Origin of the sequence: Streptomyces sp. NPDC059008, assembly GCF_042749045.1 — a bacterium.
In the GTDB taxonomy this organism is placed as follows: Bacteria; Actinomycetota; Actinomycetes; order Streptomycetales; family Streptomycetaceae; genus Streptomyces.
In genome coordinates, this window is record NZ_JBHYJC010000001.1 from 157,129 (window position 1) to 177,150 (window position 20,022).

Consider the following 20,022-nt stretch of genomic DNA (forward strand, 5'->3'; position numbering starts at 1 on the left):
GGAAGCCGTGACGTCGTATCGAGCCCGGCCCCGCATCGCGCCGCCGGCGGACCTCGCCGACGAGGGCCGGATCGGCCTGCGGGCCACCGCCCGGCACACCGGCGCGCTGGTCCGCCGCAATCTCCTGCAGATCCGGCAGAACCCGGCGTCGATGACCGACGCCCTGCTGATGCCGATCGTGCTGACGGTGCTGTTCGTCTTCGTCTTCGGCGGTTCGATCGGCGGATCCCGCGCGCAGTACACCGCGTTTCTGATGCCGGGGCTGATGGTCATCCTCGGGATGACCATCGCGATGGCCGTCGGCCTCGGCGTCAACGACGACTTCCGTACGGGCGTGATGGACCGCTTCCGTACGATGCCCATCGCCCGCTCCTCGGTGCTGCTGGCCAAGGTGGTGGTGGAGACCGGCCGGATGCTGGTCGCCATCGCGGTCCTGCTGCTGGTCACCGCGGTGCTCGGCTTCGACTTCAGCGGCCGCTGGCCGGGCGTACTGGCCGCGATCGCCCTGACCGCCGTCTTCGGCACCTCGCTGGTCTGGATCTTCATGCTGCTGGGCCTGACGCTGCGCACCGCACAGGCGATCCAGGGCCTGTCGGTGCTGGTCCTGACGCCGCTGCAGTTCGGCTCCTCGATCTTCGTCTCGCCGGCGACCATGCCGGACTGGCTGCAGGCCTTCACCCGTATCAACCCCCTGACCCATATGGCCGACGCGGCCCGCGGACTCGCCTTGGGCGAGGGCCCGGTGGCCGGCCCGGTGACCTGGACGCTGGTGTGGTCGCTGGGCCTCACGGCGGCCACCGCGCCACTGGCCGTCGCCAAGTTCCGCACCAAGACCTGACACCGATCCGTACGGAACGTGGTGCATCCCCGTGCACGCCCCCGGCGTGGCACCCACCGTACGAAGAAGCCGTGACCCGGCCCCCTCCCGGCCACCCCCGGGCCAGAGGGAGCCGGGTCACGCGAACATCCGCCGGGCATCAGGGAATACCGCCCTTGCCCCCACACGTTGTGGCCCCGCAGGGGGCCCTCGCATCCCCTACGGGTTCCGTTCCCCCACACCCCAGGGGCTCCCCGCCCCCGCCCCCTCGAACGAGCCCCGCCCCCCGAGGGGAAGCCCCCTAGGGCTGTTCGCCCGCACGCTCCGGGAAGTCGCCCGCCGAACCGGTCATCCCCGGTGGGGTGTCGCTCAGCGCGACCGCCACCTCGACCACTGCGGTGGTCCCCGCGGCGACCCGGCGCCAGGCGTCCGCCAGCGCGGCGGGCAGTTCGTCGGCGGTCGTCACCCGGCGGTGGCCGAGGCCGTACGCGCCGGCCAGGCCCTCGGTGCCGGTGGGGCGGGGCGTGGTGAAGGCGAAGCGCGAGGCCGGGCCGGAGACGCGGTCGAGGTTGGACTGGAGCCAGCCGTAGCCGCCGTTGTCGAGGACGACGTAGAGGACGGCGGCGCCCGCGTCGGCGACGGTGGGCAGTTCGCCGCGGAACAGGTTGAACGCGCCGTCGCCGACCACCGCGACCACCGGCCGCCCGGCCGGCTCGGCCAGCCGTACGCCGACGGCGGCGGCCGCGCCGAAGCCCAGCGGCGTCTGCTCGCTGGGGACGACGGAGCCGCCGCCGGCGCCGAGCGCGTAGTGCGGGAAGAAGTACGACCACATGTCCTGCAGGCCGTTCTCCTGGACCAGGACCCGGTCGGCGGGCACGGCGTCGTCCAGGGCCGCCAGCACCCGGGCGACGGGCACGGTGCCCTCGGGCGCCGCCTTCGCGGCCGCCTCCGCCCGGTCGGCGGCGCGCCGCGCCAGCGCGGCCTTCGCCGTGCGGACCCGCTCCGGCCAGTGGCCACCCGGCCGGTGGCCGGCCAGCAGTTCCGTCCAGCCGTCCACGATCCGTCCGGCGTCCCCGAGGACATACGCCCCGGGCCGCTCCATGACCAGGCTCTCCTCGCCCAACACGGCTTGGACGACCGGGAGTTGTTCCGCGTCGTCCGGCCAGCCGAAGGTGGCGGTCTCCTCCAGGCGGCTGCCCAGCGCGATGACCAGACCGGCCTCGTGCCACAGGGCGTCCATCGGCGCGACGGTGTAGAGGCCGCTGACGCCGCAGTAGAGGGGGTGGTCCTCGGCGACGGTGCCACGGCCGGAGGCGGTGGTGAAGATCCCGGCGCCGAGCCGCTCGGCGAGCCGCTCGATGCGGCGGCCGGTGTTGCGGTGCCGGGCGCCGCCGCCGACCAGCAGCAACGGCCGTTCGGCGGCGGCGATCCGCTCCGCGGTGGCGGCCAGCGCGACCGGGTCGGGGGCCGGTCGCTGGGGCGCGGCCGGGCGCCACGGCCCGCCGCGGGTGACCGGTTCCGCCGCGACCTGCTCGGCGAGCTCCAGGTAGACGGGCCCCGGGGTGCCGTTGACGGCGACGGCGGCGGCCTTCTCCAGCGCGGCGGGCAGCCGCTCGGCGTGGTCGACGCGGGTGGCCCACTTCACGTACGGGCGGACCGCGGTGAGCTGGTCCAGTTCCTGGAAGGCGCCGGTGCCCAGCCGGTCGAGCCGGGTGCCGTCGGCGATCAGGATCAGCGGCGCGGCGGCCGAGCGTGCCTCCAGGACGCCGGTGAGCGCGTTGGTCAGTGCCGGGCCCTTGCCGATGACGCAGACCCCGGGGCGGCCGGCGGCGAGCGCGTAACCGGTCGCCATGAACACGGCGTTGCGCTGGTCGCGGCAGAGCACCACGGCGGTGTCGGACCGCTCCAGCTCGCCGAGCAGTGCCATGTCGTCGCCGGGCAGCCCGAAGACCGCCGTGGTGCCGAGGTGGCGGAGGTGGTCGGCGATCGCGGCCCAGGCGGTGGGGTGGGTCGGTGCGGTCATCGGACGCCTCCCGGGCGGTGGGCGGCTACGGCCTTGGAGAGCAGTACGGGCTCGGCGTGCAGTTCCCGGCCGTCGGAGATGTAGTTGGCCATCCGGCCGTAGCCGCCGAAGGGGGCGTTGCCGTCGTCGATGGACATCAGGGTGGTGTCGAGGGTGACGGTGGTGCGCCGGCGCAGGGCCTCGACGAGGGCGGGGGCGTGGCCGTAGACGCTGGATCCCAGGGCGCGTTCGGTGAACATGCCGGTGGTGAGGGTCGCGGCGAGGGCGTCCTCGTCGCGGTAGCCGGCGACGTTGAAGATCGGGGCGAAGAACTCCGGTACGTGGGTGCGCGGGGTGACCTCCGTGCCGACGACGACGGTGGGGTCGAGGCGGCGGGCGCGGAAGTCGACGTGCCCGCCGTGCACGATCTCGCCGCGGTTGCCGGCGAGGAACTGCGCGCCGTCCGCCAGCGCGCTGTCGTAGAAGATCGGCCCGAAGTCGGCCTCGGGGTCGGTGTACGGGCCGTAGCGCAGGCCCTTGAGCTCCCTGACCAGGGCGTCGACGAACGGGTCGAGCAGCGACTCGTGGACGCTGAAGAGGTCCGGGCCCAGGCAGTCCTGGCCGGTGTTGAGGACCCGGATGGCGATCGCGTCGCGGGCCGCCTGCTCGGGGTCGGCACCGGGGGCGACCACGAACGGGTTGACGCCGGAGCCGAGGAAGACGAACAGCTGGCCGGGGGAGAGCTGGGCGCGGATCTGCTCGGCGTTGGCGTAGGCACCGGTGAAGACCACGACGTCGGCGGGGAGTACGTGGTCGTGCAGGAACGCGCGCTGGCTGGCGCCGGTGAGGGTGATCGGCAGGCCGTGCTGTTCGGCGAGCAGGGTGTGCAGCCGGTGCATCTGGTCCTTGACGCGGCTGGAGGGGCGGAAGACCAGGCGGTCGGTGTAGAGCGCGGGTACCAGGAGGTAGAGGGCGTAGGAGTAGAGGATGACGTTCGACGGCATGAAGGCGGCCAGGCGGGGGACCCGGCCGGGCCGGTGGGCGGCCACCTCGTCCAGGGCCCCGTCGAGGGTGGCGACGGTCGACTCGATCTCGTAGCGCGCGGCGCGGTGGGTGGAGATCTCGCACAGCAGGTCGTGCACGGTGCCGGTGTCGTTCACCAGGAAGTCCCGGACCCGGTGCACGGCCGCCGCACGTCGGCTGTCGATGCTGCCCTCCGGCTCGGCGGCCACGGTCGGCCATGCGGGAGCGGAGCTCATATGTCCCTCCTCGGGGCGTAGTCCATGGAGGGTCAGCGTCAGCCAATTGTCATTTATTGTCAAGCAAAGTCAATGCACTCGACTAGCCCCTGTGACAAGCGACGCCGGTCCTGGCCGCCGCCCGGCGCCCGCCACTCCCCCGATCTCCCTGCCCGAAGACCTCGAACGGGCCTCTCATCTGTCGCGATACCCACACCGAGGCAAGAGGAATGCCGACCTCCGGGCATGACAAAAAGTGACTCCTCGGCCGGGGGAAGGTCGCCCGTGCGCGCCCCCGCGCGGGCGCCCGATGAGTAGACTCCCCGTCATCTGGCTCCCTCCGTACGGAGCCGTCCGTAGACCGTCACTGTCCGTCCCCCCAACTCAACTGCGAGCGATTTTCTTGGTGATTGAGCAGCCTGCTTTCGGGAAGCGAGTGCGGGAGGTCCGGCGCACCCAGGGTCTGTCCCAGGGGGACCTCGCCGGGGACGATCTCTCCCCCAGCTATGTCTCGCTGGTCGAGAACGGCCGCAGAATCCCGAGCGCCAAGATCGCCCGATCCATCGCCGAACGGCTCGGCACGACGGTCGAGGCGCTCAGCGCCACCGAGGACGCCGGGGACCGGCTCGCCCAGCGCCTGGGCCTGGTCGGCGAGTTGGTGGCCGCCCGCGCCAGTTCGCTGGCCGGCGACTGGCCGGCGGCGCGGCGCCAGCTGGAGTCGGTGGTGGAGCAGGCCGGCGCCGATCAGGACGAGGTGCGCTGGGAGGCGCACTGGGAGCTGGCCGGCGTCCTGGGCCGGCTCGACGAACCGGAGCGCCATGAGGCCGCCCTGCGCCGGCTGCTGGACGACCCGCTCACCCGCTCCGCCCCCGTGCTGCACGCCCGGGTCGCCGTCGAACTCTCCCAACTGCTGCGCTCCGCGGGCCGCCTCTCGGACGGCGTGCGCTACGCGGAGGAGGCGGTGCGGGTCACCGGCGAGCTGGAGTCCGGCCGCCCGGAGCGGGCGCAGGCCAAGGTGGCGCTGCTGTCCGCGTCCGTCGACAGCGGGGAGTGGAACCGCGCCGAGCAGCTCGGGGCGGAGCTGGGCGAGGAGATCGCGGCCCTGCCGGCCGGTGAACTGCGGGCGAGCGCGCTGTGGGCGGTGGCCGGTGCGCGCTATCTGGGCGGGCACGCGGACCGTGCGCTGGAGCTGTTCGCCGAGGCGGAGCAGCAGTTGGCCGCGACGGACGGCGTACGCCTCCGGCTGCGACTGGCCCGGGCCCGTACGCTGCTGGCGCTCGCGGCGGGTCCGGCCGACGAGGCGGACGCCCTGATGGCGCGGGCCCGGCAGGCCGCGGCCCTGGTCGACACCCCGTCCGGCGGGACCTGGCTGGCCCTGCTGGAGACGGCCGCGGCGCTGCGCCACGACGACGCCATGGCGGCCGCCGGGCACGCCGCCTCGATCGACCTCGGCGCCGGTGGACTCCCGCCCCTGGACCGCGCCCGCTGTCTGCTCCATCAGGCCCGCGCCCATCGCGCGGACCGCTCCGAGGAGGCCGCGGAGGCCGATTTCAAACAGGCCGCCGAGGGGTACGAGCAGGCCGGCGCCTTCCGGTTGGCGCTGGAGAGCTGGCGTGAGCTGAGCGCCGGCGGCCGCACGGGCGAGGGGCCGGATCCGCACGCGGTGCTGATGCCGTAGGGCGTGTCCCGGCTGGAGCCGGACGGCCGGCCTGCGGCGTCACGTCGTCGGCTGCGCCTCGGGGAAGTCGGGCTGCCACATGCGCACGCCGGGCGCGGGAGCGGTGGTGGCCGCGCAGGCCACGGTCTGCGGGCCGGCGGGCAGATCGTGGACGTAGGCGACGCCGCCGGGGTGCGCGCGGGACGCCGGGATCACGACCTTGCCGTCCCGCGCCTCGCTCAGCGCGTCGATCTCGTCGACGGTGGCCAGCCCGCCCGGACCGGTCAACCGCAGGGCCGCTTCCTTACGGGTCCACAGCTGGGCCAGCCGGTGCGCCCGCCGGTCCGCGGGCACCTCCTGGATGTGCCGGCGCTCCGACGCGGTGAAGGGGAGCAGCAGTTCGCGGACGGGGCCGGGCGGAACGGTGTGCACGGACAGGGCCACCGGGAGGTCCCGCATCAGGGCGAGGAGTTGCCGTCCGGGGTCGGCGGTGACGCCGAGGCAAAGGCGGGCGCCCGAGGGCCAGCCGGTGTCGGCGGGCGGTTCGGCGAACGCCGGCCGGCCGAAACCGTCCCGGATCACCGGAATATCGCGCGGAGAACAATGCAGTAATCGACCGAGAAAGTCCGCCAAACAGTCGTTCTCTCGAATATCGCCGGTCGTGGGCGAGAAGATATGTAAACCGCCGTCGGCTAATTCAGGGGAGCGGGAGGGGTCCCAACTCCCATACCAATCAGGTGAGTTGACCGTGCCGCGTGGGCCCTTGATGCGCCTACTGCAGCCGCTTGCGCTGGCGCCGTCGTAGCCGTTGTCATGGTTGAGTGAATGCACGCCATGGAAAGACTGGTCCCCCCGCATAGATCCCCTCGCACCATGTCTCCTTTCCGCGGACCGTCGTATCCGGGAAAGCAGTGCAGTGAGTCGATTTGGTTTTCCCTCCGGAGATCCTCAAGGTAACCCTGGTCTATGCCTGCGTCAACAAGCGACGACCGGAAATCAACTTCGGTTTACTCGCGGGCATTACCAGATTTCGCCGCGCCGGGCCCTCGTCGGGGCGCCCGCGTTCTCCGGTTCACGGCGGCTGGAGCGCCGGGTGATCTGCGGCCTTTCCGGGGGGTGATCGGCGGGCGGGCCACCGATACGCCAAGGAGAAGCGGGGAACTGACTTTTATTCATGCGCCTGAGGCAAAGCTGCTCCTGCCGGACGGGCGGCCCGGCAGGAGCGCGCCGATCGGGTACCGGGCGGTGTACGCGGCGCCGCCGGATCAGGACGCCAGCTGCTTCTCGACTCGTAGCACTATGTCCAAAACTGTACGCATGTCCTTCATCTCCTCTTCGGGCAGCGCGATCCCGAATCGCTCCTCGGCGACGACGATGACCTCCGCCATCGCCAGGGAGTCCACGTCCAACTCCTCGACCAGGGACTTCTCCTCGGTCACCTCGGCCGGCAGGACACCGGCCACCTCGTGCAGGATCTCGGCGAGTTGGACAACGATCTCTTCGCGGGTCGGGACGGTCACGGCGGTCACCTCTCTGCGGAACTGCGGAATGGGGGAGTGCGTCACCGGTCGGCCGCGAGGCCCGGGCGTCGCACGGAGGTCGCACGGGGGTCGCACGGGGTATGAAGGCGTGCGGCGCACGGCGGCCGGGGCGACCGAAGCCGGCGCGGCCCGAAGCGGTCCGATGCGGTCCGGCGCCGGTTCGAGGCCTGCGCCTACACCACCGGCCGGAAGGCGTGACATCAGAGTCATTCCTTTGACTACACTTGACAGTTCCAGTCAACTGGAGGTCCGATAGGTTGTCAATGACGATCTATCAAGACCATGCCAAGACAATGCTTCTGAGTTATCTTCAGTGACTCTGGAGTCGATGACGAGTCAGACGGAGGAACCGCAATGGGCGGTCTGCTCGACGGAAAGCGGCTGGTTGTCACCGGTGTGATCACCGAACGCTCCATCGCCTACGCGGTGGCGCGGCTCGCCCAGGAACAGGGCGCCAAGATCGTCCTCACCGCGTACGGACGGCCGAGCCTGGTGGCCCGGCTCGCCCGGCGGCTCCCGGAGGAGCCCCCCGTCGTGGAGTTGGACGTCACCGACGAGGCACAGCTCGCCACGCTCGCCGACCAGGTCGGCGCCCACCTCGACGGGCTCGACGGTGTGCTGCACTCCATCGCCAACGCCCCCGCGGCCTGCCTGGACGGCGGGTTTCTGACCGCGCCGTGGCGCGAGGTGTCCGCCGCGCTGCACACCTCGACCTACTCCCTGGTGGCGCTCACCATGGCCTGCCGGCCGCTGCTGTCCCCCGGCGCCTCGGTCGTCGGTGTGGACTTCGACGCCTCCCGCGCCTGGCCAGGCTATGACTGGATGGGCGTCGCCAAGGCGGGACTCGAGGCCTGCTCGCGCTATCTGGCGCGCGACCTCGGCGGACAGGGCATACGGGCCAACCTCGTCGCGGCCGGACCGCTGCGCACCCTGGCCGCACGGGGCATCGGCGGCGACGGACCGTCCTTCGAGAAGAGCTGGGCGACCCGCGCGCCACTGGGGTGGGACCCCGAGGACGCGGAGCCGGTGGCCCGTACCTGCGTGGCCCTGCTGTCGGACTGGTTACCCGCCACCACCGGCGAGATCGTGCACGCGGACGGCGGCCGCCACATGATCGGCGACTGACGGCCGATGACACAGCCCACGAGCCTGCGCTGCGGCCCGTACGCCATCGACCGGGAGCGGATCGCGGCCTTCGCCGCCGCGCTCGGCGACCCCCACCCCGCGTACACCGACCCGGCCGCCGCACGCGCCCTCGGCCACCCGGACACCATCGCCCCGCCGACCTACCTCGCCGTCCTCGCCGCACGCGCCGAGGACGCCCTGCTCAGCGCACGGCCCCAGATCACCACGCTCGACGGTGCCGTGCACCGCTCCCAGTCGCTGCGCCACGCCCGCCCCGCACACGCCGGGGACACCCTCCACGCCACGGTCCGCCTCACCGAGGCCACCGCCCTCGCGGGCTGCGAACTGCTGACGCTGGACTGCGAGTTCCATGACGCGGACGGCCTGTGGGTGGCCACCACCACCTCCGCACTGCTGTGCCGGGCCGCCCCCGGCCCGTCTCCCGCCCAGCCCAGGCCGGGCAGGAGGCGGCCCCGCCCCCGGCGCCCCCACGACCCCACGGGATCGGAGCACCCATGACCGACACCATCGCCCCTCCGGTCGCCGCCGCCCGGCTCGTCGACGGGACCGCGCCCTCGCTCGGCGGCACCGGCCGGCTCGACGGACCGGCGCTCACCCGCCGGGTGCAGACCACCGCCCACGCCCTCGCCCGCCTCGGTCTCCGCGCCGGCGACCGGGTCCTGGTCCAGGGCGACAACAGCGTCGACTACGTCGTGACGCTGCTGGCCCTGATGCGGCTGGACACCTCGCTCATCCCGGTCGACCACCGGCTCTCCGCCGCCGACGCCACCGCGGCCGCCCGCCAGGCCCGCGCCCGCTGGCTGGTCACCGCCGCCGACCACGCCACCGGCTTCCCCGGCATCCCCGACCGGCGCGTCGTCCACTACCCCGGGCTCGCCGCCGACGCCCCGCCGCCGCCCCCGGCCGAGGTCGACCTGACGCCCTGGTTCCGCCGCCCCGACGCACTCGTCCTGTGGTCCTCGGGCACCACCGGCCGCCCCAAAGGCATCGTCAAGCCCGGCCACGCGGTCCTCGACAACTCCCTGCGCACCATCCAGGCCATGGGCTACCGCGCGGACGACGTCCTCGCCCCGCTGCTGCCGTTCTCCCACCAGTACGGGCTCTCCGTCATCCTGCTGTGGTGGCTGGCCCGCTGCACCCTGCTGGTCACGCCCTACCAGCGCCTCGACGCGGCCGTCACCCAGGCCGCCGCGCACGGGGCCACCGCCGTGGACGCCGCCCCGTCCACCTACCACTCGCTCCTGGGCGTGGTGCGGCGCCGGCCCGAGGTGCGCGCCGGGCTCGCGGGCGTCCGCATCTGGGGCGTGGGCGGGGCACCGCTGCCCGCCCCGCTGGCGGATTCCTTCCGCACGACAATGGGCCGCCCGCTGCTGGACGGCTACGGCCTGACGGAACTCGGCAACGTCGCGCTGGCCACCCCCGACGCACCGCACGGCTGCGGGCGTCCGCTGCCCGGCGTGCGGCTGCGCGTGCTGCGCCCCGACGGCACCGCTGCCGACCCCGGCGAGCTGGGCGTCATCGAGGTGCGCTCACCCGGGCTGATGGCCGGCTACCTCCAGGAGGACGGCTCGCTCACGCCCGTCGATCCGGACGCCTGGTACCCGACGGCCGATCTGGGCAGCGTCGACACCGAGGGGACCGTACGGGTGGTGGGCCGCAATCAGGCCGTGCACCGGCTGGGCTTCACGCTCTACCCCGAGAGCCTGGAGCGTCGTGCCGAGGCCTGCGGGCGCCCGGTCAAGGTGCTGGCGGTCGCGGACCAACGCCGCGGCAGCGCACTGCACTTCGTCGTCGCGGACCCCGAGGGCGAGGCCCCGCTCACCTGGCGCCGGCGGCTCGCCGAGCACCTCGCGGAGTACGAACAGCCCAACGCGGTTCATGTCGTGGGCCACTTCCCGCTCACGGCCAACGGCAAGCCGGACACGCGTGCGTTGCGTGCTCAGCTGGGGCTGGAGCTGGGAGTGGGTCCGGAACCGGTGCCCCAACAGGGGGGCGGCCGCTAGAACTCCGGGCGCTGTGGGGGTGGTTCAGGTCTGTGGGTGTCCGCTGCTGCTGCGTGAACGGGAGTGGCTCTGCGGGCGTTTCACGTGAAACATCTCGGAGCCTTCACCGGTTCTGTGTGGCCTGCGCTCTGCGTCCGTCTCTGCCCGGTTCTGTGGTGGCCTGCTCTATCGGTTGTGTGGCCTGCTCTGCGTCCGGCTCTGCTCGATTCTGTGGCCTGCTCTGCGTCTGGCTCTGCCCGGTTCTGTGCCCGGTTCTCGTCCAGGGCTGTTTCCGGTCTCGCGCTCAAGAACTGCCGCTGACCGGCTCAGATGCTGCGGGTGATGGGCGTATGACGACGGGCCGCCGGGATGACCGCGGAGCGCGCGTCCACGTCGGATTGCAGCGCGGCGTCGGCCGTTGCGGCGGGCAGCGGCTCCATACCGCGGATGCAGCGGCTGCGCAGGCCGGGCGAGGCTCCATGCGCCTCGGCGCTGATCCGCTGCTTGATCGTCGGCGGCAGCTCCGGCCGGGCGAACATCCGCAGGCTGGACGCGGATCGGCCGGTCACCGGCACGCCACGCGGTCCGGGCACGGTGGGCACGGCTCCGGCGGCAGGCACCTTGCGGGCGCCCGTTCCCGGGTCGTGGTCCGGCTCGGTGCGGTGCACCGCCTTGGGCGTCTCGTCGCCCGGGGCGTCGGAGTCCGCGTTCGCGTCGCCCAGGGTCCGCTCGTACAGCGCGGCGTCCCGGCGCGCAGCCGACGCCGCCGCGGAGACGCCCAGTGACGCCAGCAGCTTGCCCAGCATCGCCAGGCACACCGCCCAGAACTTCATGACCTTGGTCGCAGCCATGGTCCCCTCACTTTCGATCTGGATCTCCCCGTGAGATCCGTTGCCGCTACTTCCTTGTTGTGCGTGCGCTTCGTGGTGCGTGTGGTGCGTGTACTTCTCCTGCACCGCTGCAGTTGCGGAGCTCCGCTCGTATCGCTTACGTTGCGCCGCTTCTGTTGCGTTTTCTTATGATGAGTACGCAATGGGAGGATTCACGGACCGACGCCCCCGGATCGGCGTTCTTCGGATGAACACCACCCGTACGCAGTAGCCGCGGCCCTCGGACAGCAGGTCGGCGATGGGTCGCCGGCCGCTCGGGCGACCGGTTCGCGACCCCTTCGAGCACACGGGGCGAGGCGCCGCGGATGCGCGCGGCGGATTCCTGGGATAAGGCGGGTCTGCCGGCTCAGGCCGGTGCCGGCTCCCCTGTGCGGGCCATCTCGGCCATGATGCGGACGGCCTCGGGTTCGGGGGTGTCGGGCGGGATGATCAGGAGGTCCCAGCGGCCGTGGCCGGGGGAGACCAGGCAGACGGTGTCCGGGCCGGGGCGGCCGGTGGTTCTGCGGAGCCGGACCACATGGCCGCCGACGAGGGTGTGGGTGGGGAGGGCGGGCCAGCCCGCGCCGTTCACCGTGGCGTGGGTGATCCGCGGCCAGTCGAAGGGCAACGCGGTCAGCAGCTCGGGGAGTTCGGCCAGCAGGTCGGTGGAGTGCGGCCACCAGACACCGTCGATGCGCCGCACCGTGCCGGCGTGCGGCGCGATGGTCAGACGGGCGACGAGCGGTGGGGCGTGGTGCTCGGGAGGTGCCGGGTGGACGGGGTCCCCGGAGGCGGTGGTCATGCGGTGCTCCTGACGCGACGGGCGGCGACCCTGGCGGGGTCGGGCCAGCGCACGTCCCAGACCCAGCCGAGGCGTTCGAAGAGCCGGATGACCGCCGCCGACACATCGATCTGGCCGCGGTCGACGCCGTGCCGGGCGCAGGTCGGATCGGCGTGGTGCAGGTTGTGCCAGCTCTCGCCGAACGACAGCAGGGCCAGCGGCCACAGGTTGGTCGCCCGGTCGTGGCGCCGGGTGCGGAACGGCCGCTCGCCGATGACATGGCAGAGCGAATTGACGCTCCAGGTGACGTGGTGCAGCAGCGCGATCCGGATGAACCCCGCCCACAGCAGGGCGGTCAGCGCGGTGACCCAGCTGCCGCCGAGCGCGAAGCCCAGCGCGAACGGCAGCCCGAGGGTGAGCAGGCACAGCGCGGGGAAGGCCCGGTCCACGGCGCGGATACCGCGGTCGGCGAGCAGGTCGGGCGCGAAGCGCCGGTGCGAGGTGGGGTCGTTGCCGAAGAGCCAGCCGATGTGGGAGTGGACGAGTCCGCGCAACTGCCCGCGCAGGCTGGTGCCGTAGCGGTAGGGGGAGTGCGGATCGCCGGGGCGGTCGGTGTAGGCGTGGTGGCGGCGGTGGGTGGCGACCCAGTCGATGACATCGCCCTGGAAGCTGAGCGAGCCGGCGACGGCCAGCGCGATCCGCAGCGCGGGGGCGGCGGTGTAGCTGCCGTGGGTCAGACCGCGGTGGAAGCCGATGGTGACGCCCAGGCCGGAGACGACGTAGAAGACGGCCAGTAGGACGAGGTCGGTGAGGTGGACGACGCTGCCCCACAGGAGGGGGATGGCGAGGCCCAGGCCGACGAAGGGGGCGACGACGATGATGCCGGTGACCGTGACGTACATCCGCCGGCCGCCGCTCGGTGGGGTGTCCGCGCCGCTGTCGGGAAACGGCGAGGTCCCGTCGTAGTCCCGCGCCGACGGGAAGGTGCGAGCGGTCGAGGTCACAGGTCGCTGCCCGCCTTACCGGAGGGGGGCGGGCCGGCCACCCGTGGTCCGGCGCGGCCACCGCCCCGCGGCCGCTTGTGCATCCGCTGCCGCACCGACTGCTTCCAGTCCGCGTACCGGTGGGTGGCCATCCGTCCGGCCTGCTGCGCATTGACCCGGGCGATGAACAGCGCCCCCAGTGCGACCAGCGCCAGCAGCACGACCACGGTCAACAGAGTCTGCACGGTGCTCACCTCACCGAATCGCTGGGTGGTCCCTGGGCGTCCCCGGGTGTCGTTCGGTGTTCCGGTGCCTCCAAGGTACCCCTCGTCCGCCCGGTACATCCCCTTATGGGTGGTGATACCCCGTGGACTCCCGATGCACCCCGACTCGGGGGGCGCGGCACGGCAACTTCTACAAGACTGTAGATTTTACTTACGCATGACCATCACGCGTGACCATCGCTTCACACATGGAGGAGACCTCATGGCGCTGTGGGACCGGATCAAGGATTCCGCCCAGACGATGCAGACCCAGCTCGTCGCCAAGAAGAACGACCTCAAGAGCGGCGCCTTCCGGGACGCGAGCATGGCGATGTGCGCCCTGGTGGCCGCCGCCGACGGCACCGTCGACCCGACCGAGCGCCGGCGGGTCGCCCAGCTCATCGCGACCAACGAGGTGCTGCAGAACTTCGCCGCGGACGATCTGCAGCGCCGCTTCGACGGCTACCTCGACAAGCTGACCGCCGACTTCGACTTCGGCAAGGTCAGCGTGCTCCAGGAGGTCGGCAAGGTGAAGAAGAAGCCGACCGAGGCGCGCGCCGTCATCCAGATCGGCATCGTCATCGGCGGCGCGGACGGGGACTTCGACAAGACGGAGCAGGCGCTGGTGCGCGAGGTGTGCTTCGCCCTGGGCATCGCGCCGGCCGAGTTCGATCTCTGACCCGCGCGGTCCGGTTCCCCGGCACGCGCGCCGTCCGGCCTCCGGGCGGGCGGGAGCGGGAGGGCGGGAGGGGCGCGGCGCCCAGCGGCGGCCGCCCCTCCCCCGCCCGTGCGGGAAACGCTCAGACGTTGACGCCGAAGTCCGCGGCGATGCCCGCCAGACCGGACGCGTACCCCTGGCCCACCGCGCGGAACTTCCACTCCGCACCGTGCCGGTAGAGCTCGCCGAAGACCATCGCGGTCTCGGTCGAGGCGTCCTCGCTCAGGTCGTAGCGGGCCAGCTCGGCCCCGTCCGCCTGGTTGACGACGCGGATGAAGGCGTTGCGGACCTGGCCGAAACTCTGCCCCCGGCTCTCCGCGTCGTGGATCGACACCGGGAAGACGATCTTCGCGATGTCGGCGGGCACGGCCGACAGGTTCACGTTGAGGGACTCGTCGTCCCCCTCGCCCTCACCGGTCAGGTTGTCGCCGGTGTGCTCCACCGAGCCGTCGGGGCTGGTGAGGTTGTTGTAGAAGACGAAGTGCGCGTCCGAGGCGACCTTGCCCGCCTCGGTGCACAGCAGCGCGCTGGCGTCCAGGTCGTAGTCGGCGCCCGTCGTCGTCCGTACGTCCCAGCCGAGGCCGACCGTGACCGCGGTCAGTCCGGGCGCTTCCTTCGACAAAGAGACGTTGCCGCCCTTGGCCAGCGAGACTCCCATGGCTTCCTCCAGGTGTTGCCTGCGTTCCGGGATCGGCCAAAATCTACAGGAGTGTAGAAGTCAAGGGGTCGTGTCTGCGGCGTCGGGCTACAGGCCGGTCTCCGACCGCCCGGATCCAGCCACTCGGCGGCCGGCCTCGCCGTAAAATGCCCCGATGTCCCGGCCAGCGGGACCCGGCGTGATGGGAGGCGACGGCATGGGCGGCAAGCCCTTCGGGAAGGCGCCGGGCGCTGGGGGTGTCCGCCGGCGTGGACAGGGCGAGCTGGAGGCCCAGGTGCTGGCCGCGCTGCACCACGCACCGGGCCCGGCGTCCGCCGCCTGGGTGCAGGAACGGCTCGGCGGCGACCTGGCGTACACGACGGTGATGACGATCCTGTCCCGGCTGCACGCCAAGCAGGCCGTCACCCGCGAGCGGTCCGGCCGCGCCTATCTGTGGACTCCGGCCGCCGACGAGGCCGGGCTCGCCGCGCTGCGGATGCGCCGCGTCCTGGACGGCGAACCGGACCGCGATGCCGTACTGACCAGCTTCGTCTCCGCGCTCTCGGCGCACGACGAGCAGCTGCTGCGCACCCTCCTCGACCGCGCCACGACCGGCGAGGGCGACCCGGCCGACGCATCGGCCGCGGAACCGCCCGCGGCCCCCGCCCGGCACCGCCCCTCGGACGAAGCGCGCGGAGGCTGACGGTGGGCGTCTTCGTGTTCCTGCCGCTCGTCCTGCCGCTCACCGCGCTGCCGATCGCCCGGCTCGCGGAGCAGCACCTCCACCCGCGCGTCACCACCCGCCTGCTGACCCTGCTCGCCACCGTCCTGGGCGTGTGCAGCACCCTGTGCCTGGCGCTGCTGATGGTCGTCGGCACCGCCCAGCTGCCCGGCAACCCGCTGCCCGACGGGTGGTCGGACCCCGAGGTGCGGGCCGCGGTCCCGTACGCCGAGGTGGCCGGCGCCGCCGCGATCCCGCTGCTGGCCGGCGCGCTCACCGTCTGCGGCGCCGCGCTGCGCCGGCACCGCCGGATCCGGGCCCGTACGCACCGCGCGCTGGACGTCCTGCCCGCCGGGGCCGACCCCGCGGTGCTGCCCGACGACGATCCGTACGCCTACGCCGTGCCCGGCACCCCGGGCCGTCCCGGCCGCCCCGCCCGGCCCGGCCGGATCGCGGTCTCCCGCGGCATGCTGCGCAGCCTGGACGGCGACGAGCGGCGCGCCCTGTTCGCCCATGAGCGCGCGCATCTGCGCTGCCACCACCACCGCTATCTGCTCGCGGTACGCCTGGCCGGCTGCGTCAACCCGCTGCTGCTGCCGCTGCGCTCCGCGGTCGCCTTCGCCACCGAGCGCTGGGCGGACGAGGAAGCGGCGCGGGTGGTCGGCGACCGGCGGCTGACCGCGCGCGCCGTGGGCCGGGCCGCGCTGATCTCGCGGCCCGGGCCGGCTCCGGAGCTGGCCCACTTCGCGGCGCCCGCACCGGGTCCGGTGCCGCGCCGGGTGGCGGCGCTGCTCGGGCCCGTGCCGCCGACCCGGCACTGGCCGCCGGCGCTGACCCCGGCGGGCCTGGCGGCGCTGATGGCCGCCGCGGGCACGGCCGCCTCCGCGCTCTCCGCGCTCAATGCGGCGGTGGCGCTGTTCCTCGTCCTCAAGGCGGCGACACCGCTCTGACGGCGCCGCCCGGGGTGTGGTCGCCGGTGCGGTCCCCGGTCCGGTAGGCCATGCGGTCGCCGGTCCGATCACCGGTGTGGTGGCCGGCCCCTCATCCGCGCATGGCCGGCGGACCGGGCCGGACACGCCAGAGTGCGCCCGGTTCGCCGTTCCCGGGGCAGCGAGCCCGCTCTAGCGGCACACTGATCCCTGGCCCTCACCGGGACCGCCCGCAGACCGCTGTGAGCGGTCGCACGACCGGCAACTTCTACAACCGTGTAGACGCACCGGTAGAGTTGCGCGGACATATGCGCAACAGGCGCGTCCGGAGGGGGAGATGGCGACGAGGTGCGGACTCCTGAGCTGGGACTGCCCGCCTCCAGAGGCGGAGGTGCGATGGGTCTATCAGCCCGTGGAGGTCCAATATCCGGATGGCACATGGGAGTTGGGGCGCATCAGCGCCTGGTGGACCGACGATGCGGGCGAGGTGTGGTGCCGGCTGCGCACGCTTCCCGGCGGCACGGGTCCGCAGTGGCATCGCTACGACCCCGACTCCATCCGGCTCCTGCCCAGTACCGGCATCTGACCGTCCGCCTCCGCCGGTTGCCGCTGAGGCCGGCCTCGGGCGCGGTTTCACGTGAAACCGTGCCGTCCCCCGCACAGCACCACCCGCACTATCCGCACCGCTCGCATCACCAGCAACAGAAGGACCAGAAGGGCCATCGGCGTGCATGACAGGCAGACGCACCAGAAGACGGCCCGACGGGGCGGCGGCGCACCCGGCTCGTTGCGTACCGGTGACGGCTCACGTACCCGTGGCGACGACTCGCGCACCGGTGACGACGACTCCCGGGCGGTCCGCGACGACTCCCGGACATCCGGTGCCACGTCCCGCCGTCGGCCCGCCGGCTCCTCCCGTGCGGCCGGCGGGTCCCGGCGCGCGGCCGGCGGCTCCCGGCGGGCGGCGGCCGGAACGGGGAAGGTGCGGATGACCCGCCGCGGGCGCATCGTCGCCTGGACCGGCGGCGCGCTCGGCGTACTGCTGCTCGGCGCGGCGGGTGTCGGCGTCTGGGCCTATGTCCAGCTGGACGGCAACATCCGCGGCGCAGACATCAGCATCGACGGCAAGCGGCCGACCAACCTCAGTCCCGGCTCCAAGAACATCCTGCTCGTCGGCTCCGACAGCCGCGCCGGCGCCAACGCCAAGTACGGCAAGGACCTGACCACCATGCAGTCGGACACGCTGATGGTGCTGCACATCGCGGCCAACCACGAGTGGGCCACCGCGCTGTCCTTCCCCCGCGACTCCTGGGTGCAGATCCCCTCCTGCACCCGCGGCAACGGCACGAAGTCGTCCCCGCACCACTTCAAGATCAACGAGGCGTTCTCGATCGGCGGCGACTCCGGCGACATCTCCAAGGCGGCCGCCTGCACCATCAAGACCGTCGAGCGGAACACCGGACTGCGCATCGACAACTTCGCCTCGATCGACTTCCAGGGCTTCAAGGGCATGGTCAACGCCCTGGACGGCATCGAGGTCTGCCCCAAGCACGCCATCCACGACAAGAAGGCCCACCTCGACCTGGAGGCGGGCTGCCAGACCGTACGAGACGAGAAGGCGCTCGGGTACGTGCGTACCCGCTACAGCGTCGGTGACGGCTCCGACCTGGGCCGCATCGGCCGCCAGCAGGAGTTCATGAAGGCGCTGGGCCAAAAGGCGCAGGACAAGCTGACCAGCCCCGGGTCCCTCTACAACTTCCTCGACTCCGCGACCAAGTCCGTGACCACCGACAGGGACCTGGACAGCATCGACGCGCTCACCGACCTCGCCTCGACGGTCAAGGACATCCCCAGCGACCGCCTCACCTTCGTGACCGTGCCCAACTACTACCGCGAGGCCGACGTCCCCACCGACAAGGCCAATGTGGTCTGGCAGTACCCACAGGCCAGCCAGCTGTTCAGCGACCTCGCGCATGACCGCGAGCTCGGTGCCGCCGGCAAGAAGCGGCTCGCCGAGGCCTCGAAGAACCCCGTCACCGCGCACTCCGTCCAGGTCCGCGTCCTCAACGGCACCGGCACCCCCGGTCAGGCCGCCTCGGCCGCCGAGCAGCTGCGCAAGCTCGGCTTCACGGTCATCGCCACCGGCAACGCCCCGGCGACCGACAAGACCACCCTCACCTACCCCGCGGGGCTCAAGGTCCAGAGCGAGGTGCTCGCCGCCCACCTGTCCGGCGCCAAGGCGACCGAGTCGGCCGGCGCGGCACCGGGCGCGGTGACGCTGACGATCGGGCCGGACTTCGCGGCGAAGTTCGGCGGGTAGGGGCGGGTGAGGGCGTGCGGTGGATGAGGCTGTGCGGCGGATGAGGGCGTGCGGCGGCGGCCCGCCGCCGCACGTCGTCGCCGCGCATCGCTCCGCGGCGGCAGCCGTCGCGCAGGGCGTGGGCCGTCAGACCCGCAGGTGCTCCACCGGCCGGGCCGTGTGCACCTCGATGTCGTGCGCGGCCCGCTGCACCAGCTGATGGCTGAGGTCCGACATCGCCCGGGCCACCGCCAACTCGTCCCCGATGGCCGGGACGTTCTCATCGGCAGGGTTGCAGCGAGCCGTCCCCTGGCCGACCATCTGCCCGCCCTCCTTGCCGCGCAGCCTGGCCTCGGCTCTGACCTCGCTGTCGGTCTCGGTGATGGTGATCTCGGCATTCCATGTCTTCGTGGTCACCGGAAGCCTCCTCATACGCCCCATACGCAGCACAGGACCTGCCCCCACCAAAATCGTCGCACCACCGCCGACGGGTCGCACCTGGGGATCACCGCACCTCAGATGTGGGGTTTTCCCCATGGTGGGGGCCGTGGCGGACGACCTAGCCTGAGGTTCGTGGCGCCGGAAGGGAGACCGGGCCGGCCACCTCAGCAACTTTCCAGCACATCGGGGGACTTCATGAGCAAGCGCGTCCGCGTCATCGGGGCCGTCGCGGTGGTCTGCGTCGGGGCGTGGGGCCTCGGTGCCTGCGGCCTGTCGCCGGCCGAGACCTTCAAGGACGACGCCGTGGTGTCGAAGAAGATCACCGCCATCCGGCTCGACGGCGACTCCGGCGGGCTCACGGTGCACGGCGGCAAGGCCGGCGGCGCGACGGTGTCGGTCCACCGCTCGGTCAGCTACCACGGCGACCGGCCGAAGGGTGCGACGCATCGCGTCGAGGACGGCGTGCTGGTGCTCGGGGACTGCGGCGACGACTGCACGGTGGACTACACGCTCGAGGTGCCGGCGGGCATACCGGTGAGCGGGGAGACCTCGAACGGCTCGGTGAACCTGAGCAAGGTCGGCGCGGTGAATGTGACCACCAGCTCCGGGGAGGTCGAGCTGGACGGCGTCACCGGCCCGGTCGACGTACGGACCTCCAACGGCCAGATCACCGGACGCGGCCTGTCGGGCAGGCACATCGACGCCGAGACCTCCAACGGGGGCATCGAGCTGTCTCCCACCACCGCGCAGAGCATCCGGGCGAAGACGTCCAACGGCTCCGTCACGGTCAAGGTGCCGAAGGGGCCCTACCGAATATCCGCACAGACCAGCAGCGGCGACAAGAACATCGACGTGGCGAGCGACCCCGCGGCGCGGTACCGACTCGACCTGATCACCAGCAACGGAGACATCACCGCGGAGCCCGCCCCGGCCGGCTAGCCGGCCGGGCGGCCCGGGCCCGACCGGTCCGGGCGTGCCCCGCAGAGCCCGCCCGGCGG

21 protein-coding genes are annotated in these 20,022 nt (G+C 72.6%); 11 read left to right on the forward strand and 10 right to left on the reverse strand.

Annotated features, from left to right (window positions below; all coding sequences use genetic code 11):
• Positions 1-7 precede the first annotated feature (7 nt).
• The gene (locus ACFWZH_RS00725) at positions 8-838 is read left to right on the forward strand and encodes an ABC transporter permease (protein WP_384424097.1); all 831 of its coding nucleotides are present in this window, start codon (positions 8-10) and stop codon (positions 836-838) included.
• A gap of 280 nt (positions 839-1,118) precedes the next feature.
• Here ACFWZH_RS00725 and ACFWZH_RS00730 read toward each other — a convergent pair whose 3' ends face one another.
• Positions 1,119-2,840, reverse strand: coding sequence for a thiamine pyrophosphate-binding protein (locus tag ACFWZH_RS00730; protein ID WP_384424098.1), 1,722 nt, complete (start codon positions 2,838-2,840; stop codon positions 1,119-1,121).
• On the reverse strand, positions 2,837-4,078 hold the full coding sequence (locus ACFWZH_RS00735) for an aldehyde dehydrogenase family protein (RefSeq protein WP_384424099.1): 1,242 nt from the start codon (positions 4,076-4,078) through the stop codon (positions 2,837-2,839). Before ACFWZH_RS00735 ends, ACFWZH_RS00730 begins: the two co-directional genes overlap by 4 nt.
• A gap of 385 nt (positions 4,079-4,463) precedes the next feature.
• On the opposite strand from ACFWZH_RS00735, the gene ACFWZH_RS00740 reads away from it, so the two are divergent.
• Positions 4,464-5,735 carry a helix-turn-helix domain-containing protein gene (locus ACFWZH_RS00740; RefSeq protein ID WP_384424100.1) on the forward strand — a complete coding sequence of 424 codons (1,272 nt, stop codon included), beginning with the start codon at positions 4,464-4,466 and terminating at the stop codon, positions 5,733-5,735.
• 39 nt (positions 5,736-5,774) lie between these two features.
• Here ACFWZH_RS00740 and ACFWZH_RS00745 read toward each other — a convergent pair whose 3' ends face one another.
• Together ACFWZH_RS00745 and ACFWZH_RS00750 are read right to left on the reverse strand one after the other, a co-directional pair.
• On the reverse strand, positions 5,775-6,296 hold the full coding sequence (locus ACFWZH_RS00745) for a 4'-phosphopantetheinyl transferase superfamily protein (RefSeq protein ID WP_384424101.1): 522 nt from the start codon (positions 6,294-6,296) through the stop codon (positions 5,775-5,777).
• Between the two features lie 683 nt (positions 6,297-6,979).
• On the reverse strand, positions 6,980-7,234 hold the full coding sequence (locus ACFWZH_RS00750) for an acyl carrier protein (RefSeq protein WP_384424102.1): 255 nt from the start codon (positions 7,232-7,234) through the stop codon (positions 6,980-6,982).
• Positions 7,235-7,609: 375 nt separating this feature from the next.
• Between ACFWZH_RS00750 and fabI the strand changes: the two genes are divergently transcribed.
• Genes fabI through ACFWZH_RS00765 form a run of 3 tightly spaced genes read left to right on the forward strand, consistent with a single transcriptional unit; the run spans position 7,610 to position 10,404 of the window.
• On the forward strand, positions 7,610-8,380 hold the full coding sequence (fabI, locus tag ACFWZH_RS00755) for an enoyl-ACP reductase FabI (protein WP_384424103.1): 771 nt from the start codon (positions 7,610-7,612) through the stop codon (positions 8,378-8,380).
• A gap of 6 nt (positions 8,381-8,386) precedes the next feature.
• Entirely contained in the window at positions 8,387-8,899 is a 513-nt protein-coding gene (locus ACFWZH_RS00760) for a MaoC family dehydratase (RefSeq protein WP_384424104.1), read from the forward strand.
• Positions 8,896-10,404, forward strand: coding sequence for a class I adenylate-forming enzyme family protein (locus ACFWZH_RS00765; protein ID WP_384424105.1), 1,509 nt, complete (start codon positions 8,896-8,898; stop codon positions 10,402-10,404). Before ACFWZH_RS00760 ends, ACFWZH_RS00765 begins: the two co-directional genes overlap by 4 nt.
• A gap of 305 nt (positions 10,405-10,709) precedes the next feature.
• Here the strand turns inward: ACFWZH_RS00765 and ACFWZH_RS00770 are convergent, their stop codons facing one another.
• From ACFWZH_RS00770 to ACFWZH_RS00785, 4 genes are all read right to left on the reverse strand, one after another.
• Complete coding sequence (locus ACFWZH_RS00770; RefSeq protein WP_384424106.1) at positions 10,710-11,234, reverse strand: DUF6344 domain-containing protein; 525 nt, start codon at positions 11,232-11,234, stop codon at positions 10,710-10,712.
• A gap of 385 nt (positions 11,235-11,619) precedes the next feature.
• A complete protein-coding gene (locus ACFWZH_RS00775) occupies positions 11,620-12,054 on the reverse strand; it encodes a DUF5994 family protein (protein ID WP_384424107.1) in 435 nt (144 codons plus the stop codon).
• The gene (locus ACFWZH_RS00780) at positions 12,051-13,037 is read right to left on the reverse strand and encodes an acyl-CoA desaturase (RefSeq protein WP_384424108.1); all 987 of its coding nucleotides are present in this window, start codon (positions 13,035-13,037) and stop codon (positions 12,051-12,053) included. Before ACFWZH_RS00780 ends, ACFWZH_RS00775 begins: the two co-directional genes overlap by 4 nt.
• Positions 13,034-13,261 (reverse strand): hypothetical protein, encoded by a 228-nt coding sequence (locus tag ACFWZH_RS00785; protein WP_384424109.1) that lies wholly within the window; start codon positions 13,259-13,261, stop codon positions 13,034-13,036. Before ACFWZH_RS00785 ends, ACFWZH_RS00780 begins: the two co-directional genes overlap by 4 nt.
• A 241-nt stretch (positions 13,262-13,502) precedes the next feature.
• Here ACFWZH_RS00785 and ACFWZH_RS00790 point away from each other — a divergent pair, with 241 nt between their 5' ends.
• Positions 13,503-13,958 (forward strand): tellurite resistance TerB family protein, encoded by a 456-nt coding sequence (locus ACFWZH_RS00790; RefSeq protein WP_384424604.1) that lies wholly within the window; start codon positions 13,503-13,505, stop codon positions 13,956-13,958.
• A 121-nt stretch (positions 13,959-14,079) separates the two neighbouring features.
• On the opposite strand, the gene ACFWZH_RS00795 is transcribed toward ACFWZH_RS00790, so the two are convergent.
• Positions 14,080-14,655, reverse strand: coding sequence for a TerD family protein (locus ACFWZH_RS00795; RefSeq protein ID WP_384424110.1), 576 nt, complete (start codon positions 14,653-14,655; stop codon positions 14,080-14,082).
• A gap of 196 nt (positions 14,656-14,851) precedes the next feature.
• Here ACFWZH_RS00795 and ACFWZH_RS00800 point away from each other — a divergent pair, with 196 nt between their 5' ends.
• The 4 genes from ACFWZH_RS00800 to ACFWZH_RS00815 all read left to right on the forward strand — a co-directional run bounded on the left by ACFWZH_RS00800 (position 14,852) and on the right by ACFWZH_RS00815 (position 18,604).
• Entirely contained in the window at positions 14,852-15,337 is a 486-nt protein-coding gene (locus ACFWZH_RS00800; protein WP_384424606.1) for a BlaI/MecI/CopY family transcriptional regulator, read from the forward strand.
• A gap of 2 nt (positions 15,338-15,339) precedes the next feature.
• Complete coding sequence (locus ACFWZH_RS00805; protein ID WP_384424111.1) at positions 15,340-16,305, forward strand: M56 family metallopeptidase; 966 nt, start codon at positions 15,340-15,342, stop codon at positions 16,303-16,305.
• Positions 16,306-16,621: 316 nt separating this feature from the next.
• Positions 16,622-16,870: a hypothetical protein gene (locus ACFWZH_RS00810; RefSeq protein WP_384424112.1), complete on the forward strand. Its 249-nt coding sequence runs from the start codon at positions 16,622-16,624 to the stop codon at positions 16,868-16,870.
• Positions 16,871-17,272: 402 nt separating this feature from the next.
• Positions 17,273-18,604, forward strand: coding sequence for an LCP family protein (locus ACFWZH_RS00815; RefSeq protein WP_384424608.1), 1,332 nt, complete (start codon positions 17,273-17,275; stop codon positions 18,602-18,604).
• 126 nt (positions 18,605-18,730) lie between these two features.
• Here ACFWZH_RS00815 and ACFWZH_RS00820 read toward each other — a convergent pair whose 3' ends face one another.
• A complete protein-coding gene (locus ACFWZH_RS00820; RefSeq protein WP_384424113.1) occupies positions 18,731-19,000 on the reverse strand; it encodes a DUF1876 domain-containing protein in 270 nt (89 codons plus the stop codon).
• 219 nt (positions 19,001-19,219) lie between these two features.
• On the opposite strand from ACFWZH_RS00820, the gene ACFWZH_RS00825 reads away from it, so the two are divergent.
• The gene (locus ACFWZH_RS00825; protein ID WP_384424114.1) at positions 19,220-19,963 is read left to right on the forward strand and encodes a DUF4097 domain-containing protein; all 744 of its coding nucleotides are present in this window, start codon (positions 19,220-19,222) and stop codon (positions 19,961-19,963) included.
• The last annotated feature ends 59 nt before the right edge of the window (positions 19,964-20,022 follow it).

What these genes read in the sequence shown, in the direction of transcription:
- ACFWZH_RS00760 (WP_384424104.1), top strand. Translation starts at nt 8,387, where the DNA reads ATGACACAGCCCACGAGCCTGCGCTGCGGCCCGTACGCCATCGACCGG.
- fabI (WP_384424103.1), top strand. Translation starts at nt 7,610, where the DNA reads ATGGGCGGTCTGCTCGACGGAAAGCGGCTGGTTGTCACCGGTGTGATC.
- ACFWZH_RS00795 (WP_384424110.1), bottom strand. Translation starts at nt 14,655, where the DNA reads ATGGGAGTCTCGCTGGCCAAGGGCGGCAACGTCTCTTTGTCGAAGGAA.
- ACFWZH_RS00765 (WP_384424105.1), top strand. Translation starts at nt 8,896, where the DNA reads ATGACCGACACCATCGCCCCTCCGGTCGCCGCCGCCCGGCTCGTCGAC.
- ACFWZH_RS00790 (WP_384424604.1), top strand. Translation starts at nt 13,503, where the DNA reads ATGGCGCTGTGGGACCGGATCAAGGATTCCGCCCAGACGATGCAGACC.
- ACFWZH_RS00770 (WP_384424106.1), bottom strand. Translation starts at nt 11,234, where the DNA reads ATGGCTGCGACCAAGGTCATGAAGTTCTGGGCGGTGTGCCTGGCGATG.
- ACFWZH_RS00810 (WP_384424112.1), top strand. Translation starts at nt 16,622, where the DNA reads ATGGCGACGAGGTGCGGACTCCTGAGCTGGGACTGCCCGCCTCCAGAG.
- ACFWZH_RS00730 (WP_384424098.1), bottom strand. Translation starts at nt 2,840, where the DNA reads ATGACCGCACCGACCCACCCCACCGCCTGGGCCGCGATCGCCGACCAC.
- ACFWZH_RS00800 (WP_384424606.1), top strand. Translation starts at nt 14,852, where the DNA reads ATGGGCGGCAAGCCCTTCGGGAAGGCGCCGGGCGCTGGGGGTGTCCGC.
- ACFWZH_RS00815 (WP_384424608.1), top strand. Translation starts at nt 17,273, where the DNA reads ATGACCCGCCGCGGGCGCATCGTCGCCTGGACCGGCGGCGCGCTCGGC.
- ACFWZH_RS00775 (WP_384424107.1), bottom strand. Translation starts at nt 12,054, where the DNA reads ATGACCACCGCCTCCGGGGACCCCGTCCACCCGGCACCTCCCGAGCAC.
- ACFWZH_RS00825 (WP_384424114.1), top strand. Translation starts at nt 19,220, where the DNA reads ATGAGCAAGCGCGTCCGCGTCATCGGGGCCGTCGCGGTGGTCTGCGTC.
- ACFWZH_RS00735 (WP_384424099.1), bottom strand. Translation starts at nt 4,078, where the DNA reads ATGAGCTCCGCTCCCGCATGGCCGACCGTGGCCGCCGAGCCGGAGGGC.